This window comes from Paracoccus shandongensis (assembly GCF_017315735.1).
GTDB classification, from domain to species: Bacteria; Pseudomonadota; Alphaproteobacteria; order Rhodobacterales; family Rhodobacteraceae; genus Paracoccus; species Paracoccus shandongensis.
Genome location: NZ_JAFLRK010000004.1, coordinates 75,386 through 93,249 on the forward strand (window position 1 = coordinate 75,386; position 17,864 = coordinate 93,249).

Annotated in this window: 15 protein-coding genes; 8 read left to right on the top strand and 7 right to left on the bottom strand. The window is 69.1% G+C overall.

The window, feature by feature from the left end; all coding sequences use genetic code 11:
• Positions 1 to 66 precede the first annotated feature (66 nt).
• The 6 genes from metK to JX613_RS05055 all read right to left on the bottom strand — a co-directional run bounded on the left by metK (position 67) and on the right by JX613_RS05055 (position 7,357).
• Complete coding sequence (gene metK / locus JX613_RS05030) at positions 67 to 1,248, bottom strand: methionine adenosyltransferase (RefSeq protein ID WP_473754212.1); 1,182 nt, start codon at positions 1,246 to 1,248, stop codon at positions 67 to 69.
• The gene (gene ahcY, locus JX613_RS05035; protein WP_207100371.1) at positions 1,245 to 2,636 is read right to left on the bottom strand and encodes an adenosylhomocysteinase; all 1,392 of its coding nucleotides are present in this window, start codon (positions 2,634 to 2,636) and stop codon (positions 1,245 to 1,247) included. Before ahcY ends, metK begins: the two co-directional genes overlap by 4 nt.
• A gap of 338 nt (positions 2,637 to 2,974) precedes the next feature.
• Positions 2,975 to 3,622 carry a TetR/AcrR family transcriptional regulator gene (locus tag JX613_RS05040; RefSeq protein WP_207100372.1) on the bottom strand — a complete coding sequence of 216 codons (648 nt, stop codon included), beginning with the start codon at positions 3,620 to 3,622 and terminating at the stop codon, positions 2,975 to 2,977.
• A gap of 299 nt (positions 3,623 to 3,921) precedes the next feature.
• A complete protein-coding gene (typA, locus tag JX613_RS05045) occupies positions 3,922 to 5,742 on the bottom strand; it encodes a translational GTPase TypA (protein WP_207100373.1) in 1,821 nt (606 codons plus the stop codon).
• A gap of 317 nt (positions 5,743 to 6,059) precedes the next feature.
• On the bottom strand, positions 6,060 to 6,815 hold the full coding sequence (locus tag JX613_RS05050; RefSeq protein WP_207100374.1) for a hydroxypyruvate isomerase family protein: 756 nt from the start codon (positions 6,813 to 6,815) through the stop codon (positions 6,060 to 6,062).
• Entirely contained in the window at positions 6,815 to 7,357 is a 543-nt protein-coding gene (locus JX613_RS05055) for a DUF1285 domain-containing protein (protein WP_207100375.1), read from the bottom strand. The genes JX613_RS05050 and JX613_RS05055 overlap by 1 nt, the downstream gene beginning before the upstream one ends.
• A gap of 63 nt (positions 7,358 to 7,420) precedes the next feature.
• On the opposite strand from JX613_RS05055, the gene JX613_RS05060 reads away from it, so the two are divergent.
• From JX613_RS05060 to lpxB, 8 genes are all read left to right on the top strand, one after another.
• Positions 7,421 to 8,428, top strand: a complete 1,008-nt coding sequence (locus JX613_RS05060) for an AAA family ATPase (protein WP_207100376.1) — start codon at positions 7,421 to 7,423, stop codon at positions 8,426 to 8,428.
• 7 nt (positions 8,429 to 8,435) lie between these two features.
• Positions 8,436 to 9,320, top strand: coding sequence for a DUF58 domain-containing protein (locus tag JX613_RS05065; RefSeq protein ID WP_237168368.1), 885 nt, complete (start codon positions 8,436 to 8,438; stop codon positions 9,318 to 9,320).
• Positions 9,320 to 12,070: a DUF4159 domain-containing protein gene (locus JX613_RS05070; protein ID WP_207100377.1), complete on the top strand. Its 2,751-nt coding sequence runs from the start codon at positions 9,320 to 9,322 to the stop codon at positions 12,068 to 12,070. Before JX613_RS05065 ends, JX613_RS05070 begins: the two co-directional genes overlap by 1 nt.
• Complete coding sequence (locus JX613_RS05075; protein ID WP_207100378.1) at positions 12,067 to 14,187, top strand: hypothetical protein; 2,121 nt, start codon at positions 12,067 to 12,069, stop codon at positions 14,185 to 14,187. Before JX613_RS05070 ends, JX613_RS05075 begins: the two co-directional genes overlap by 4 nt.
• 60 nt (positions 14,188 to 14,247) lie before the next feature.
• Positions 14,248 to 14,727, top strand: a complete 480-nt coding sequence (gene fabZ / locus JX613_RS05080; RefSeq protein ID WP_207100379.1) for a 3-hydroxyacyl-ACP dehydratase FabZ — start codon at positions 14,248 to 14,250, stop codon at positions 14,725 to 14,727.
• Positions 14,720 to 15,502 carry an acyl-ACP--UDP-N-acetylglucosamine O-acyltransferase gene (lpxA, locus tag JX613_RS05085; RefSeq protein ID WP_207100380.1) on the top strand — a complete coding sequence of 261 codons (783 nt, stop codon included), beginning with the start codon at positions 14,720 to 14,722 and terminating at the stop codon, positions 15,500 to 15,502. Before fabZ ends, lpxA begins: the two co-directional genes overlap by 8 nt.
• Positions 15,499 to 16,311: a UDP-2,3-diacylglucosamine diphosphatase LpxI domain-containing protein gene (gene lpxI, locus JX613_RS05090; RefSeq protein WP_207100381.1), complete on the top strand. Its 813-nt coding sequence runs from the start codon at positions 15,499 to 15,501 to the stop codon at positions 16,309 to 16,311. The genes lpxA and lpxI overlap by 4 nt, the downstream gene beginning before the upstream one ends.
• A gap of 66 nt (positions 16,312 to 16,377) precedes the next feature.
• Positions 16,378 to 17,532 (top strand): lipid-A-disaccharide synthase, encoded by a 1,155-nt coding sequence (lpxB, locus tag JX613_RS05095; protein ID WP_207100382.1) that lies wholly within the window; start codon positions 16,378 to 16,380, stop codon positions 17,530 to 17,532.
• Here lpxB and JX613_RS05100 read toward each other — a convergent pair.
• Positions 17,516 to 17,863: a RidA family protein gene (locus tag JX613_RS05100; RefSeq protein WP_207100383.1), complete on the bottom strand. Its 348-nt coding sequence runs from the start codon at positions 17,861 to 17,863 to the stop codon at positions 17,516 to 17,518. The two genes, lpxB and JX613_RS05100, sit on opposite strands and share 17 nt — an antisense overlap.
• Position 17,864: the final 1 nt, after the last annotated feature.

Here is a 17,864-nt window from a genome sequence, read left to right on the forward strand (position 1 = left end):
CGTGGAAACGCCCCGGATCGGCCCGGGGCGATCCCGCAGGGTGGGGTTTTACCCCACCAAACCCTCTCAGCTCAGCGCCGCCTTCAGCGCCTCGGCCCGGTCCGTCTTTTCCCAGCTGAACGCCGTTCCCCGGTTCAGCTGATACGGCTGCCGCCCGAAGTGACCATAGCTGGCGGTCGGGCGATAGATCGGGTGCAGCAGGTCCAGGTCGCGGATGATGGCAAAGGGGCGCAGGTCGAAGACCTCTCTCACCGCCTTGACGATCCTGTCATGGGGCACCGTTTCCGTCCCGAAGGTGTTGAGGCTGATCGAGGTGGGCTGCGCCTCGCCGATGGCGTAACTCACCTGGATCTCGCACCGGCTGGCAAGGCCCGCCGCGACGATGTTCTTCGCCACCCAACGGCCCGCATAGGCGGCCGAGCGGTCCACCTTGGAGGGATCCTTGCCTGAAAACGCGCCGCCGCCATGGCGCGCCATGCCGCCATAGCTGTCCACGATGATCTTGCGGCCCGTCAACCCGCAATCGCCCACCGGCCCGCCGATCACGAACTTGCCGGTCGGGTTGATGAAATACTTGGTCGCGTCCGACAGCCATTCGGCCGGCAGGACGGGCTTGATGATCTCCTCGATCACGGCCTCGCGCAGGTCGGACAGCGTGATTTCCGGGTTGTGCTGCGTGGACAGCACCACCGCGTCGATCCCCGAGGGGCGGCCATCCGCGCCATAGCGCAGCGTGACCTGCGACTTGGCATCCGGGCGCAGCCATTTCAGCGTGCCGTCGCGGCGCACCTTGGCCTGCCGTTCCACCAGCCGGTGCGCATAGGTGATGGGCGCGGGCATCAGCACGTCGGTTTCGTCCGAGGCATAGCCGAACATCAGCCCCTGGTCGCCCGCGCCCTGGTCCTCAAGGTTGTCGCGGTCAACGCCCTGGTTGATCTCGGGCGACTGCTTGCCGATGATGTTGATGACGGAACAGGTGGATCCGTCGAAGCCCACATCGCTGCTGGTATAGCCGATGTCGTTGATGACGCCGCGAACGATGCTTTCCAGATCGACCCAGGCAGCCGTCGAAATCTCGCCCGAGATGATGGCGACGCCGGTCTTGACCATCGTCTCGCAGGCGACGCGGGCGCGCGGATCCTCGGCCAGGATGGCGTCCAGGATGGCGTCGGAAATCTGGTCGGCGATCTTGTCGGGATGGCCCTCGGAAACCGACTCCGAGGTGAACAGCGAATATTCCATGATCAATACCGATAGTGATCTGATTTGAACGGGCCTTCGGGCGTCACGCCGATATAGTCGGCCTGTTCGCGCGACAGTTGTGTCAGCTTCGCGCCCACCTTGTCCAGATGCAGCCGCGCGACCTTTTCGTCCAGGGCCTTGGGCAGGATATAGACGCCGGGCTGGTATTCGTCGCCCTTGGTCCACAATTCGATCTGGGCCAGCACCTGGTTGGTGAAGCTGGCCGACATGACAAAGGACGGGTGGCCGGTGGCGTTGCCCAGGTTCAGCAACCGCCCTTGGGACAGCAGGATGATGCGGTTGCCCGAAGGCATTTCGATCATGTCCACCTGGTCCTTGATGTTGGTCCATTTGTGGTTGCGCAGGGCCGCGACCTGGATTTCGTTGTCGAAATGGCCGATGTTGCCGACGATGGCCATGTCCTTCATGGCGCGCATGTGTTCGATGCGGATCACGTCGCGGTTGCCGGTGGTGGTGACGAAGATGTCAGCGCTGTCCGCCACGTCTTCCAGCAGCACGACCTCGAACCCGTCCATGGCGGCTTGCAGGGCGCAGATCGGATCGACCTCGGTCACCTTCACGCGCGCCCCCGCGCCGCGCAGGGACGCGGCCGAGCCCTTGCCCACGTCGCCATAGCCGCAGACCACCGCGACCTTGCCCGCCATCATCGTGTCAGTGGCGCGGCGGATGCCGTCCACCAGCGATTCCTTGCAGCCATACTTGTTGTCGAATTTCGACTTGGTGACGCTGTCGTTGACGTTGATCGCGGGGAAGGGCAGCAGGCCCCGCTTGTGCAGATCGTAAAGGCGATGGACGCCGGTGGTCGTTTCCTCGGAAACGCCCTTGATGGCGTCGCGCTGGCGGGTGAACCAGCCGGGGGATTCGGCCAGGCGCTTGCGGATCTGGGCGAACAGCGCCTCCTCCTCCTCGCTGGTGGGAACGTCGATCAGGCCGGTCTCGCCCGCCTCGATCCGCGCGCCCAGAAGGACATACATGGTCGCGTCGCCGCCATCGTCCAGGATCATGTTGGCCGTGCCTTCCGCGAACTGGAAGATCCGGTCGGTATAGGCCCAGTATTCGGCCAGCGTCTCGCCCTTCACCGCGAAGACCGGCACGCCAGAGGCCGCGATGGCCGCCGCCGCGTGGTCCTGGGTCGAATAGATGTTGCAGGACGCCCAGCGGACATCGGCGCCAAGGGCGGTCAGCGTCTCGATCAGGACGGCGGTCTGGACCGTCATGTGCAGGCTGCCCGCGATACGCGCGCCGGCCAGGGGCTTCGCCGCGCCGTATTCGTCGCGCAGCGCCATCAGTCCGGGCATTTCCGTCTCGGCGATGTCCAGTTCCTTGCGGCCGAAATCGGCCAGCGCGATGTCGCGGATGATGTAGTCGGTCACGGCGGTTCGTCTTTCGTCTGTCCTGCGGTCGGGGACCGGATAGCCCAAGCCAGCCCCGATCAAAAGCGAAAATGGCGGACGGCCCCCGCCTGTCGCCGCAGGGCCCTGTGGCTGCGGCGGAACCCCAGATCCGCCGCAGCCCGGAAGGCGGCAGTGCGCTGTCCGCCTTCCTTCCACACGACACCCCTTTGCACCCGATGGCGGCAGGCCCGCCCTTTCATGCGACAGGGTGTCAGACCAATCTGAAAATTCTATTAAGACGATGCCAGCGACGTGGCCTGTCGCGTCACAATGGCAAAATGGACCTTATCAAACGGCGCGGCGTGACCCTGGCGGCCTCACGTGGCGCAGAGCGGGCGCTTTCCGGCGGTGCGCGCGAAGCGCATGACGAAATCGGCCAGGGCCAGTTCCGCCGCCTCGACCGGATCGCGGGACGGAAGCAGGCCCTGCATCCGGCCATCGACCACCATGCGGGCCAGGCCATAGGCAAAGACGCGCGACGACAGCAGGATCATCGCGATATCCTCGTCCTCGCGCAGGCACCCTGCGGCCCGGGCGCGTTCCAGCATCCGCGTCATCAGGTCGCCCACCGAATCCAGATAGCGGCGCAGTTCGGGGATCCGCATGGCGTCCAGGGTCGGATGGCTGGTGATCAGCCGGAACTGCATCCGGTGATCGGCGGCCCAGCGGATATAGGCCTTGCCAAGCGCCAGGAACTGGCCGACCGCATCGTCCGGGTTAACCCTGACGACCGCCTTCGTGCAGGCATCCATCAGCCGGACCAGGGCCTGTTCCGCCGCGGCGATCAGCAGGCTTTGGTCATCGGGGAAAATCCGGCGCAGGTCGCGGGCGGGCACTCCAAGGCGCCGGGCCACCTGGTCCAGGTCAGGGTCGCGGCTGCTCAGGTCCACCATCATCTCGATCGTGGCGACGACAGCCTGGCCGTGCAGGCCCAGTCCCTTCATGATGTCGTCGTGTCTGCTCATGTTCCGCTTCCGTATGGCGTGGCTCATGGCCGGGCAAATGGCGCGCCGTGGCACCCATTCCCCCAACCAGATGAACCGTTCTTCCGTTGTCGAGTTCCCTGCAGCACCCGCCGCGCGGCAATTATATGTGCAGACCAATAAAGAACCAGGGGCCTTGGCACCCCCGGCGGGACTGAAAAACCTGTCACCATGAACATGTGCCGATGACCCCGACAAGGTTCCCCAACAGGAACCTTATCACGGCATCAAGACGAGGCGAACTTCGCTAAAACTACAAGTTGACCTTGGGGAAGGATTCGTCAGCCTTCCGCGCGGGCCTGGCGCTTGCGTTCGTGCGGATCCAGGTGGCGCTTGCGCAGGCGGATGTTCTTGGGCGTCACCTCGACCAGCTCGTCGTCGTTGACATAGGCGATGGCTTCTTCCAGCGACATGCGGACCGGGGGGGTGAGGCGAACCGCTTCATCCGTGCCGGATGCGCGGACGTTGGTCAGCTTCTTGCCCTTGAGCGGGTTCACCTCGAGGTCGTTGTCGCGGCTGTGTTCGCCGATGATCATGCCCTGGTACAGCTGTTCCTGGGCGCCGATGAACATCTTGCCCCGGTCCTCCAGGTTCCACAGCGCATAGGCCACGGACACCCCGTCCTCCATGGAGATCAGCACGCCCTGGCGGCGGCCCTGGATCGCGCCCTTGTAGGGGGTCCAGCCGTGGAAGATGCGGTTCAGCACGCCGTTGCCGCGCGTGTCGGTCATGAATTCGCCGTGGTATCCGATCAGCCCGCGCGAGGGCACATGGGCCACGATCCGCGTCTTGCCGACTCCCGCCGGGCGCATGTCCACCATCTCGCCCTTGCGTTCGCCGGTCAGCTTTTCGATCACCACGCCGGTATAGTCGTCGTCCACGTCGATGATGACTTCCTCGACCGGCTCCATCCGCTGGCCGTTCTCCTCGCGGAAGATCACGCGGGGGCGCGAGATCGAGAGTTCAAAGCCTTCGCGGCGCATGTTCTCGATCAGGACGCCCATCTGCAATTCGCCCCGGCCCGAGACGACAAAGGCGTCGCCGCCCGGCGTGTCCTCGACCTTGATGGCGACGTTGACCTCGGCCTCGCGCATCAGGCGTTCGCGGATGACGCGGGACTGGACCTTCTTGCCGTCCTGGCCCGCCAGGGGGCTGTCGTTGATGCCGAAGGTCACGCTGATGGTGGGCGGGTCGATGGGCTGCGCGGGCAGGGCGGTGTCCACCTCCAGCGCGCAGATGGTGTCGGCCACGGTGGCCTTGGACATGCCGGCCAGGGTCACGATGTCACCGGCCTGCGCTTCGTCGATGGGGGTCTGGTTCAGGCCGCGGAAGGCCAGCACCTTGCTGATGCGGAACTGTTCGATCCGCTCGCCGTCGCGCGACAGCGCCTTGACGGTGTCGCCCGCCTTGGCGCGGCCCGCCTCGACCCGGCCGGTCAGCAGGCGGCCCAGGAAGGGATCGGCGCTGAGCGTGGTCGCCAGCATCTGGAACGGCTCGCCCGACCGGGCGATCTGCTTGGGCGGCTGGACGTGCTTCAGGATCAGGTCGAACAGCGCCGACATGTCCTTGCGCGGGCCGTCCAGCGTTTCGTCCGCCCAACCGCCGATGCCGCTGGCATAGACATGGGGAAAGTCAAGCTGTTCGTCATTCGCGCCAAGGTTCGCGAACAGGTCGAAGACATCGTTCAGCGCATTGTCGGGCTCGGCTGCGGGCTTGTCCACCTTGTTCAGCACCACGATGGGGCGCAGGCCAAGCGCCAGCGCCTTCGAGGTCACGAACTTGGTCTGCGGCATCGGCCCTTCGGCGGCATCGACCAGCAGGCAGACGCCATCGACCATGGACAGGATCCGTTCCACCTCGCCGCCGAAGTCGGCGTGGCCGGGGGTGTCCACGATGTTGATGCGGGTGCCCTTCCATTCGACCGAGGTCGCCTTGGCCAGGATGGTGATGCCGCGTTCGCGTTCGATGTCGTTGCTGTCCATCGCCCGTTCGGCGACGGCCTGGTTTTCACGGAACGACCCGGACTGGCGCAACAACTGATCGACCAGCGTTGTCTTGCCGTGGTCAACGTGAGCGATGATGGCGATGTTGCGGATATCCATGAGCGACCTTTTCAATTTGGGGCCGCCCTATCGAAACCGCGCCGGAAAGGCCAGATGCAATCGCGGCGCCGTCCGTCCGGGCTGGCGCCGCCGACCGGCCTCAGCGCAGCCCGAGGAAGGACAGGATGAACAGGACGATGACGACCAGGCCGACGATGTAGATGATCGAGTTCACGGCAATGCTCCTTGCTGTTGACTGCCACGCGCGCATCCCGCAAAGGCGCCGCCTGACCGATGTCCCACGAAGGGATTGTCCGTTCAACAATTTGATCTGCTTTGGGTTCCACGGGTCCGGCAGCCTTGGCGATCCGGGCCGGTCAGGAACGCGGCAGCCAGCCCAGACCCTCGGCCGTCAGCGAGGCGGGATCGTATTCCGCGCTGACCCACCCCTTGTAGCCGGAATGATCCAGCGCCGCGAAAAAGCCTGGATAGTCGATCATTCCGCCCAGGGGCTCGTGCCGCCCGGGAGCGCCCGCGATCTGGATATGCCGGACGATGCCCGCGTGCTTGCGCCAGACCGCCATGGCGTCGCCCGTGATCCGCTGGGCGTGATAGGTGTCGAATTGCAGGCCCAGATTCGGCACCCCGGTCTCGGCGATCAGGTCCGCCGCCAGGTCGAAGTCGGCCAGGAAATAGCCGGGCTGGTCCACGGGGTTCAGCGGCTCGATCGTCAGGCTGACATGGGGGGCGCGGTCGGCGGCCCAGCGGAGGTTGCGGGCGAAGGTGTCGCGCGCCTGGGGCCCCTGGGCATAGCCTGCCATGATGTGGATGTGGCGCGGCCGCAGCACGCCCGCAAAGCGCAGCGCCCGGTCGAAGTCGCTGCGGAACCGTTCCTCTCGCCCCGGTTCGGCGGCAAAGCCGCGCGGGCCGCCCGCCCAGTTCGGGGGCGGCGTGTTCATCAGCACGAAGTCCAGCCCCGCCGCGATGGCCGCGCGGGACAGGTCGCGGGCCGCGAGGTCATAGGGAAACAGGATCTCGACCCCCTGGAAGCCCGCGGCGGCGGCGGCCGCGAATCGCTCCAGCATGGGCAGTTCGGTGAACAGCATCGTCAGGTTGGCGGCGAAACGGGGCATCAGGGCTCCAGCGGGAAGAAGACGCCGCCCGAGCGGATGCCGCTGCGGCCGTCCTGTTCGATGGCGGCATCGGCCAGGCGGTAGAAGGTCTTGCGGTCGATCAGCGCCTCCAGCCCCGCGCGGACATGGACATAGGGGCGGGGCTCAACGGCGGTGCCGCGCAGGGTGATGGGGTTCTCCGGCCCCGCCGTCACCCGGTCGCCGACATTGGTGGTGAAGGTCACGGCGTCGGGCGCGATCTCGGCATCGACCGCGACAAAGGGCGCGTCCACCACGCGGATGCCCACCTTTTCAACGGGTGTGACCAGGAAGAAGCGGTCGCCCTCGCGCTTCAGGATGGTGGAAAACAGCCGCACCATGGCCGGGCGTCCGATGGGCGTGCCCTGATAGAACCAGGTGCCGTCGGCGCGGATCTCCATGTCCAGGTCGCCGCAGAAGGGCGGGTTCCACAGATGCACCGGTGGCAGCCCACCCTTGGACGCCTTGCCGGCGGCGGCGGCAATGCCTTCGGCGCTCACAGCTTTGTCACCGCGATCTGCCATTCCCTGTAGTCGCCTTTCGCATATCCTCTTATGGTTCGTCTAAAGCACAGAAGGGGCGTTGTCATGGCTTCGGATGAGATTCTGGTTACCCAGGTCGAACAGCTTGGGCAGGCCTTGGCCGATGCCCGCACCAGCATCGAACGCCGCTTCGTGGGCCAGCATCAGGTGGTGGAACAGGTCCTGGCCGCGATCCTGTCGGGCGGCCACGCGCTGCTGGTGGGCCAGCCGGGCCTTGGCAAGACCATGCTGGTCGATACGCTGTCCACCGTCCTGGGGCTGGACAGCCAGCGCATCCAGTTCACCCCCGACCTGATGCCCGCCGACATCCTGGGGTCCGAGGTTCTGGACGTGCTGCCCGACGGCAGCCGCGCCTTCCGCTTCATCGAAGGGCCGGTCTTCACCCAGCTTCTGATGGCGGACGAGATCAACCGGGCATCCCCCCGCACCCAGTCCGCGCTGTTGCAGGCCATGCAGGAGCGAGAGGTCACGATCAGCGGCCAGCACCGCCCCCTGGGCCGCCCGTTCCATGTCCTGGCGACCCAGAACCCCATCGAGCAGGAAGGCACCTATCCCCTGCCCGAGGCGCAGCTGGACCGTTTCCTGTTGCAGATCGACGTGGATTACCCCGACCGCGACACCGAACGCGCGATCCTGCTGGCCACCACGGGGGTCGAGGACGCGCGCGCCCATGCGGCCTTTGACTCGGGCAGCCTGATCGCCGCGCAGCGCCTGATCCGCCAGATGCCGGTGGGCGAGGGCGTGGTGGAATCGATCCTGGATCTGGTCCGCGCCTGCCGCCCGGGCGGGCTTGAGGCGGCGGGCTTCATCGGCGACGCGCTGGTCTGGGGGCCGGGCCCCCGCGCCGCGCAGGCGCTGATGCTGGTCACGCGCGCGCGCGCCGTGCTGAACGGCCGCTTCGCCCCGACGCTGGAGGATGTCGAGGCCATGGCCGCCCCCGTCCTGCGCCACCGCATGGCGCTGTCCTTCGCCGCCCGCGCGCGGGGTGAAACGGTGGACAGCGTGATCGCCCGCCTTCTGGACGGCCGCTTCGGCCAAAGCCGGGCCGCATGAGGTTGCCTTGAGCGCGTCCCCCGCCGACCTTCGCGCAGCCAACCTCCGTTCCGGGGCGCAAGGGGCAAGCGCGCATCTGCCCGCGCTGATCCTGTCGGCTGAACGGCTGGCGGCGATGGTTGCCCCCGGCGCGCATGGCTTGCGGCGCGGCGGCCCGGGCGAGGATTTCTGGCAATACCGCCCCGCCGCCCAGGGCGATTCCGCGCGGTCCATCGACTGGCGCAGGTCCGCCCGGTCGGATGCGCAGTTCGTGCGGGACCGAGAGGCGCAGACGGCGCAGGCCGTGGGGCTGTGGGTCTCGGCCGGGCAGGGGATGGGCTATTCCGGCGCGCCCGACCGCCCGACCAAGGCGGACCGGGCGCATCTGCTGGCGCTCGCGCTGGCCATGGTGCTGCTGCGCGGGGGGGAAAAGGTGGGCCTGCTGGGCCAGCCCGCCCGGGCGGGGCGGGTGCAGGCCGACCGGCTGGCCGAACAGATCGTGGCGCTGCGCCCGCGTGATGGCGACGGCGACGCGCCCGCGCCCGATCACCTGCGCCCGAACCAGCGGCTGGTGATCCTGTCGGATTTCCTGGACGACCCGGCCTGGGTCGATGCGCTGCTGGCCCGCGCGGCGGGCATGGGCGTCGGCGGCGTGCTGATGCAGGTGCTGGACCCCGACGAGGAGGTGTTTCCCTATCACGGCGCGGTCCTGTTCCGCTCTCTGTCGGGCGCGATCCGCCACGACAGCCGCGATGCGGGGGGCCTGCGCGACGCCTATCTGGCGCGGCTTGCCGAACGGCGCGACTGGCTGCGCCGCCGGGCGGAAGGCGCGGGCTGGCATTTTGGCCATCACACCACCAGCCACGCCCCGGCCGTCGCGCTGAGCTGGCTTTATCAGGTGCTTGCGGGCTGATGTTGATGCTTGGTCCCATAGGCTTCGCGGCCCCCTGGGTGCTGACCGCGCTGATCGCGCTGCCGGTGCTGTGGGTGATCCTGCGCGCCATGCCGCCCGCGCCGCGCCTTGTGGCGTTCCCCGGCGTGGCGCTCTTGCGCGGGCTGGTGGACCGGGTGCCGGTCGCCCGGCGCACGCCCTGGTGGCTGCTGCTGCTGCGGCTGGCCGCCGTGGCCGCGCTGATCCTGGCCTTTGCCGGGCCAAGCTGGAAGCCGGTGGTCGCATCCGGCCAGACCGGCCCCTTGCTGGTGGTGCTGGACGCGGGCTGGTCCGCCGCCCCCGACTGGCCCGCCCGCCTGACCCGGGCCGAATCCGCCCTGACGGATGCCGCGGCCGAGGGCCGCCCCGCCGCCCTGCTGCTGGCCGATGGACGCGCGGTGCCGGGCGCGCTGCCCTTCGCCCCCGCCGATACGCTGCTGGCACGCCTGCGGGCCGCGCAGCCGGTATCCTGGGCGACCGGCCTGCCTGACGATCCCGCCGCCGCCCTGGCCGCCGCGCCTGACGGCACGCTGGAAACGCTGTGGATCGCCGACGGGCTGGATCACCCGAACCGCGCCGCCTGGCTGTCCGCGCTGACGGATCGCGGGACCGTCACGGTTGTTCCGCCTGCCCGCGCCGTCCGGTCGCTGTCGCTGCACGCGGGCGACACGCCCTCGCTGACGCTGGCGGCGATGGACGAGGCCGCGCCCGCGATCCTGGCCATCGGCCCCGATCCGCAGGGCGTCGAACGCGAACTGGCCCGCCTGATCCCCGGCGATGCCGCCACCGCCGCCGGGATCACCACCCGCCCCGTGGCCATCGACCTGCCCCCGGAACTGCGCAACCGCATCACCCGCTTCCAGATCGAGGGCGAGGCCCATGCCGGGGCCGTGGTTCTGGCCGACGACCGCGTGAAGCGCCGCAAGGTCGGGCTTGTGGGCGATGCCGACCGCCAGGCCGAGGGGCAGGAACTGCTGTCGCAATTGCATTACCTGCGCCGCGCATTGACGCCCACGACCGACCTGGTCGAGGGCGGCCTGGGCGACGTGCTGGACAGCGCGCCCGACGTGATCGTGCTGGCCGACCAGGTGGACCTGGCCGAGGCAGGCGACCTGGCGGCTTGGGTGGACGACGGCGGGCTGCTGATCCGCTTCGCCGGGCCGCGCATGGCCGCGTTCGAGGATCTGCAGAACGAACCGCTGTTGCCGGTCGCCCTGCGCCAGGGCGGGCGCGACATCGGCGGCGCGCTGTCCTGGGGCGATCCGCGCGCCATCCTGCCCTTTGCGGCGAACGGCGTCTTCGCGGGCCTCACCCCGCCCGGCGATGTGGCGATCCGCGCGCAACTGATGGCGCAGCCCGCGCCCGATCTGGCGGAAAAGACCTTGGCCTCGCTGACGGACAACACGCCGCTGGTCACGCGCGCCCGCGCGGGGCAGGGGCAGGTGGTGCTGTTCCACGTCACCGCCAACGCGGAATGGTCGAACCTGCCGATCTCGGGTCTGTTCGTGGACATGCTGGACCGCCTGGTCCAGACCGCCCGCGTCTCGCCTGCCGCCAGGCAGGCGGACGACCGCGACCAGCCCTTCTGGACGCCGGAAACCGTGCTGGACGGCTTCGGCCGCGCACAGCCCGCCGAGGGGCTGGCCCCGGTGCCTGCCGCAGACCTGGGGCTTGGCCCCGGCCCGGACCGCCCGGCGGGCATCTATGCCGCAGGCGACCGGCGCGTGGCGCTGAACGCGGGCGGGCCGCTGGCGCGGGCCGACTGGCCGGGTGCCACCGTCGAGGCGACCGGCACCACCGGCGGGCGCGACGTGAAGGGACCGTTGCTGGCGCTCGCCGCGCTGATCCTGGCGCTGGACGCGCTTGGGTCCGCCGCGCTGGTCCGCGGCGGGCGGGTCGCGGCGGCCCTGCTGCTGGCGCTGCTGGTCCAGCCCGTGCCGCCCGCTGCCGCGCAGGAGGTGAACCCCGAACTGGCCCGCGCCGCCAACGAGGTCGCGTTGGCCTATGTCGTGACAGGCGATGCCCGTGTGGACGAGGCGTCCCGCGAAGGCCTGCGTGGCTTGTCGATGGTGCTGGCGCAGCGCACCTCGGTCGAGCCGGGGGAACCTGTGGCGGTCGAACTGGACGATGACGACCTGTCGATGCTGACGATGCTGTATTGGCCGATCACCGACACGCAGCCGCCGCCCTCGCCCCAGGCATACGTGCGGCTGAACCACTTCATGCGGTCAGGGGGCATGATCCTGTTCGACACGCGCGACGGCGATGTCGCGGGCGTGGGGGGGCCTGACATGTCGCAGGCCTTGCAGGCGCTGGCCTCGCCCCTGGAAATCCCGCCCTTGTCGCCCATCCCGCAGGATCACGTCCTGACCCGCAGCTTTTACCTGCTGTCGGATTTCCCGGGCCGCTGGCAGGGCAACCCCGTCTGGCTGGAGGCGCCCCCGGCAGGCGCCGAGGCGGCCGAGGGCGTGCCCTTCCGGCAGTTGAACGACGGCGTCAGCCCGGTCGTCATCGGCGGCAATTCCTGGGCCGAGGCCTGGGCCGTCGATGAAAACGGCTTTCCCGCCTATCCCATCGGCCGGGGATGGGAAGGAGAGCAGCAGCGCGAGATGGCCTTCCGCTTTGGCGTGAACCTGATGATGTATGTCCTGACGGGGAACTACAAATCCGACCAGGTGCATGTTCCCGCCCTTTTGGACCGGATGCGGGTCGAGGAGATGCTTGGCCCGTGACCCAGTTGCGCTTCGACCCCCTGTTGCCCCCTTGGGCCATCGCCGCGCTGGCCGCGCTTGCCCTGCTGGTCGCGGGCTTCGCGCTGTGGCGGGGCTTGCGGGGTTGGGGCTGGCGCGGGCTTGCCGGGCTTGCCGCCGCGCTGGCCCTGGCCGGGCCTGCGCTGGAAATCGGCAGCCGCACCGGCCTGTCGGATATCGTGATCCTGATCGACGACCGTTCCGCCAGCCAGACCCTGCCGGAACGGACCGCCCAGGCGGACGGGGCCGTCGATGCGTTGACCCGCCAGATCGCCGCGCTGCCCAACACCGAACTGCGCCGCGTCACGGTGGGCGACAACGACGACGGCACCTTGCTGGCGACGGAAATGGCCCGCGCCATCGCCGCCGAACCCGAAACCCGGCTGGCGGGCGTGATCGCCGTCACCGACGGGCGGCTGCACGACCCCGCCATGCTGCCCGCCTCGGTTCCCGCCCCGGTCCATGTCCTGCTGACCGGCAGGCCCCAGGATTGGGACCGCCGCCTGGTGATCAAGGAAGCCCCCGCCTTCGGCCTGATCGACCAGGAGGTCACCATCCGCCTGCAGGTCGAGGACCAGGGCAACGTCCCCCCCGAAGCCCGGACCGGATCCGTCAACCTGCGCCTGTCGCTCGACGGAGAGGATGAGCAGGTGGTGGCCGTCCCCCTGGGCCAGCCGATCAGCCTGCCCCTGACGCTGGATCATGCGGGCCAGAACGTCGTGCAGATCGCCTTTGACGCGCCCGAAGGTGGCGAGCTGACCGACCGCAACAACGCCGCCGCCATCAGCATCAACGGCGTGCGCGACCGCCTGCGCGTGCTGCTGGTCTCGGGCGAACCCCACGCGGGCGAACGGACCTGGCGCAACCTGCTGAAATCGGATGCGGCGGTCGATCTGATCCACTTCACCATCCTGCGCCCGCCCGACAAGTCCGACGGCGTGCCGGTCAACGAACTGTCGCTGATCGCCTTTCCGACCCAGGAACTGTTCATGGAGCGGATCGAGGATTTCGACCTCATCATCTTCGACCGCTACAGCGTCCGGGGCATCCTGCCGCCGGATTACTATGCCAACATCGCCCGCTATGTCGAAGACGGCGGCGCGATCCTGGTGTCCGCCGGGCCGGAAATGGCGGGGGTCGAGAGCCTCTACCTGTCGCCCCTGGGCCGCATCCTGCCCGCGCGCCCGACAGGGCAGGTGCTGGAGGAACCCTATCTGCCGCGCCTGACCGAGGACGGGCGGCGCCATCCCGTCACCGCTGGCCTGCCGGGTGGCGAGGGCGAGGATCCGACCTGGGGCCGCTGGCTGCGCATGGCCACCGTGACGCCCGATCCCGGCGCGCAGGTCGCCATGACCGGCGTGGACGACCAGCCGCTGCTGATCCTCGATCGCGTGGGAAAGGGGCGGGTGGCGCTGCTCACCTCGGACCAGGTGTGGCTCTGGGGGCGCGGGTTCGAGGGCGGCGGGCCGCAACTGGAACTGCTGCGCCGCATCGCCCATTGGTCGATGAAGGAGCCCGAGCTTGAGGAGGAGGCGCTGCTGGCCGATGTCTCGGGCGACTTGGCCGTCCGCTTCACCCGCCGCACCATGGCCGACAGCACGGGTCCGCTGATCGTGACCCGCCCCGATGGCGGGACCGAGGAGGTTGCGCTGGCCCCCGCCGGGCCGGGCCGCTTCACCGCCGACTGGACCGCGCCGGAACCGGGCCTCTACCGTTTGCAGGACGGCGATCTGCGCCGCGTGCTGGCGCTTGGCCCCGCCGCCCCGCGAGAGTTCGAGCAGACCGTGGCCGATGCCGCGGCGCTTCAACCCCTGGTCCAGGCCACCGGCGGGGGCGTCGTGACCCTGTCGGATGGGGTGCCCGACCTGCGGACCGTGGCGCCGGGACGAACGGCGCATGGCAGCGCGGGCCTTGGCGACTGGATCGCCATCACCCCGCGCGAGGCCGCATCCGTCACCGGGCTGGAACGCCGGCCGCTGCTGCCCGGCTGGGCCTGGCTTTTGCTGGTGGCGGGCCTGATCCTGACCGGCTGGCTGCGCGAGGGACGCGCAGGCCGGGGCAGCGGAGGGACGCCGAGGGCCGGGGCAGCCGCCCCCTGATCGGCTTGCCAACGGGCTAGCGCATTGCTAACCGGAACAAAACGTCCCGAAGGAACGCCCATGGCCGAAGAAACGCGCGCCCCCGCCCCTTATACCGAGGCCGACCTGTCGCTGATCAAGCGCATCATTCCGCACCGCTATCCCTTCCTGTTCATCGACAAGGTGCGCGACATCGTGCCCCACGAAGGCGGCGTCGGCATCAAGATGGTCACCTGCAACGAGCCGCATTTCCAGGGCCACTTCCCCGACGAACCCGTCATGCCCGGCGTCACCATCGTCGAGGCGATGGCCCAGACATCCGCCGTGATCGTCGGCATCAGCATGAACATCATCGACAAGCCGCTGGCGACCTATTTCATGGGCATCGACAAGTGCAAGTTCCGCCGCATGGTCGTGCCGGGCGACATGCTGGAGCTGCATTGCAAGGCCCTGCGCGGCGGCGGCAAGATCTGGAAGTTCGAGGGCCGCGCCCTGGTGGACGGCCAGCTTTGCGCCTCCGCCGAATTCACCGCCATGATGGCGCTGAAGGCCGATGAGTGACATTCATCCCTCGGCCATCATCGAGGACGGCGCGCAGATCGGCGCGGGCGTCCAGGTCGGGCCCTTTTGCGTGATAGGCCCCAGGGTGCGGCTGGCCGACGGGGTGGTGCTGAAATCCCACGTCGCCATCGCCGGGGACACAACGGTCGGCGAGGGCACGGTGGTCTTTCCCTTCGCCTCGATCGGCGAGGTGCCGCAGGATCTGAAATTCAAGGGCGAGGACGTGCGGCTGGAGATCGGCGCGCGCAACCGCATCCGCGAATATGTCACCATGAACCCGGGCACCCAGGGCGGCGGCGGCGTCACCCGCGTGGGCGATGACGGGCTGTTCATGGCGGGTTGCCATGTGGGCCACGATTGCCAGCTTGGCGACCGGGTGATCCTGGTCAACAACGCCTCGCTTGCCGGGCATTGCCACCTGGACGATGACGTGATCGTGGGCGGGCTGTCGGGCGTGCATCAGTTCGTCCGTATCGGACGCGGCGCGATGATCGGTGCGGTGACGATGGTGACGGCGGACGTGATCCCCTATGGGTTGGTGCAGGGGCCGCGTGGGCATCTGGACGGACTGAACCTTGTAGGGCTGAAGCGCCGGGGGGCCAGCCGGGCCGAGATCCACGAGTTGCGCGAGATGCTGGACCGGCTGGGCGGCGGCAGTTTCCGCGACACCGCCCGCCACCTGGCCGAGGGCGAGACGGGCGCGATGGTCCGCGACGTGCTGGACTTCATCCTCGGCCCGTCCGACCGCAGCTTCCTGACCCCGAAGCCCGCATGACCCGAACAGCCGTCATCGCAGGCCAGGGCGCGCTTGCCCCCGCCGTCATCGCCGCGCTGGACGCGCCGCTGGTCTATGCGCTGGACGGCTTTGCGCCCGAGGGGGTCGAGGCGCAGCCCTTCCGGCTGGAACGGCTGGTCCCGTTCCTGGACAGCCTGCTGGATCAGGACGTGTCGCGCGTGGTCTTTGCCGGGGCGATCCGCCGCCCGCGCCTGGATCCGGAACTGTTCGACAACCGCACCGCGCAACTGGTGCCGCGCATCATGATGGCGATGCAGTCGGGCGACGACGGGGCGCTGCGGGCGGTGCTGGACGTGTTTGGGGAACACGGGCTGGCCATCGCCTCGGTCGCCGAGGTCGCGCCCCACCTGATCCCCGGCGAAGGCGTGCTGGCGGGCGAACCGTCCGCCGCCGACAAGCGCGACGCGGCGCGGGCCGCGCTGATCCACGCGACGCTGGGGCCGCTGGACGTGGGGCAGGGGAACGTGGTGGCGCAGGGCCAGTGCCTTGCCATCGAGACGCTGCCCGGCACCGCCGCGATGCTGGACTTTGCCGCGCGCCATGCGGGCCTGCGTCCCAACCCGAACGGCGCGAAGGGCGTGTTCTTCAAGGCCCCGAAACCCGGCCAGGACATGCGCATCGACCTGCCGACGCTTGGCCCCGACAGCGTGACGCAGGCCGCCGCTGCTGGCCTTGCAGGGATTGCCTGGGCTGCGGGCGGCGTGATCCTGCTGGACCGGGCAGAGGCTGTCCGGCGCGCGGAAGCGGCGGGGTTGTTTTTGTGGGCGATGCCGGATTCGGGTATTTAGACAACGAGGAAACCGGCTTCTTCGTTGCATAAATACCCATGACGCATCAGCAGCGGGGCGAGGCGCATGAAGTTCTTCCTGATCGCGGGCGAGCCTTCGGGCGACCTGCTGGGCGCGGCGCTGATGGCGGGCCTGCGCGAGCTGGTGCCGGACGCCCGGTTCGTGGGCATCGGCGGGCAGGCGATGACGGCGCAGGGCCTCGACAGCCTGTTCCCGATGGGGGAACTGAGCGTGATGGGCATCTGGGAAGTGCTGCCCAAGTATCGCCATCTGAAACGCCGCATCGCTGAAACCGCTGCCCGTGTCGCGGCCGAGAACCCGGATGCCCTGATCGGCATCGACAGCCCGGATTTCTGCCTGCGCGTGGCCCGCGCGGCGCGGGCACAGCAACCGGGGTTGCGGGTGATCCACTATGTCGCGCCCTCGGTCTGGGCTTGGCGGCCGGGGCGGGCCTTGAAGATGGCCGAGGTGGTCGATCACGTCCTGGCGATCCTGCCCTTCGAGCCGCCTTTGATGCAGGCTGCGGGCATGACCTGCGATTTCGTGGGCCACCCCATCGCCACCGCCCCCGTGGCCGGTCCCGACGAGGCTGCGCTGTTCCGCGCCGGTCACGGCATCGTGCCCGAAAGCCCTGTAGTCCTGTGCCTGCCGGGTTCGCGCGGCGGAGAGGTCGCGCGCCTGCTGCCCCGGTTCGGGCAGGCGCTTGCGGATCTGCGCCATCATGTGCCGGACATGCAGGTGGTGCTGCCGACCGTGCCAGGCGTGGCCGGTCAGGTGCGCCATCTGACAGCCGCCTGGCCCGTCCGGCCGCTGATCGTCGAGGATGCCGACCAGAAGCGCGCGGCTTTCGCGGCGGCGGATCTGGCGCTGGCGGCGTCGGGCACGGTCAGCCTGGATCTGGCGGCGAACCGGGTGCCGATGGTGATCGGCTATGACATGGCGCCGCTCAGCCGGATGCTGGTGGGGATGCTGCTGAAGACCGACACGGTGACGCTGGTGAACCTGGTCAGCGAGACGCGCGCGGTGCCCGAGTTCCTGGGCCGCGACTGCCAGCCGGGGCCCCTGGCGCAGGCGCTGCGCAGGCTGCTGGACGACCCCGCCGCCCGGCAGGCCCAGCTGGACGCGATGGATCTGACCATGGACCGGCTGGGCAAGGGGGGCGAGGCGCCGGGTCTGCGCGCCGCCCGGTCCGTGCTGCGGGGGGTTACAGGACCGCGGTGACGATCACCTCGACCTTGTAGTCGGGGGTGGCCAGCTTCGCCTCGCCCGTGGCGCGGGCGGGGGTGTGGCCCTGGGGCACCCAGGCGTCCCAGACGGCGTTCATTTCCGCGAAATCGGCCATGTCGGCCAGCCAGATCTGGGCGGACACGATGCGGGTCTTGTCGGTGCCAGCCTCGGCCAGCAGGCGGTCCACCTGCTCCAGCACCACGCGGGTCTGGTCGGTGACGGATGCGCCGGGCTCGCCCACCTGGCCCGCAAGCCAGACGGTGCCGTTGGCGATGACCGCCTGGCTCATGCGCGGGCCGGTCTCGATACGGGTGATGTCGCTCATG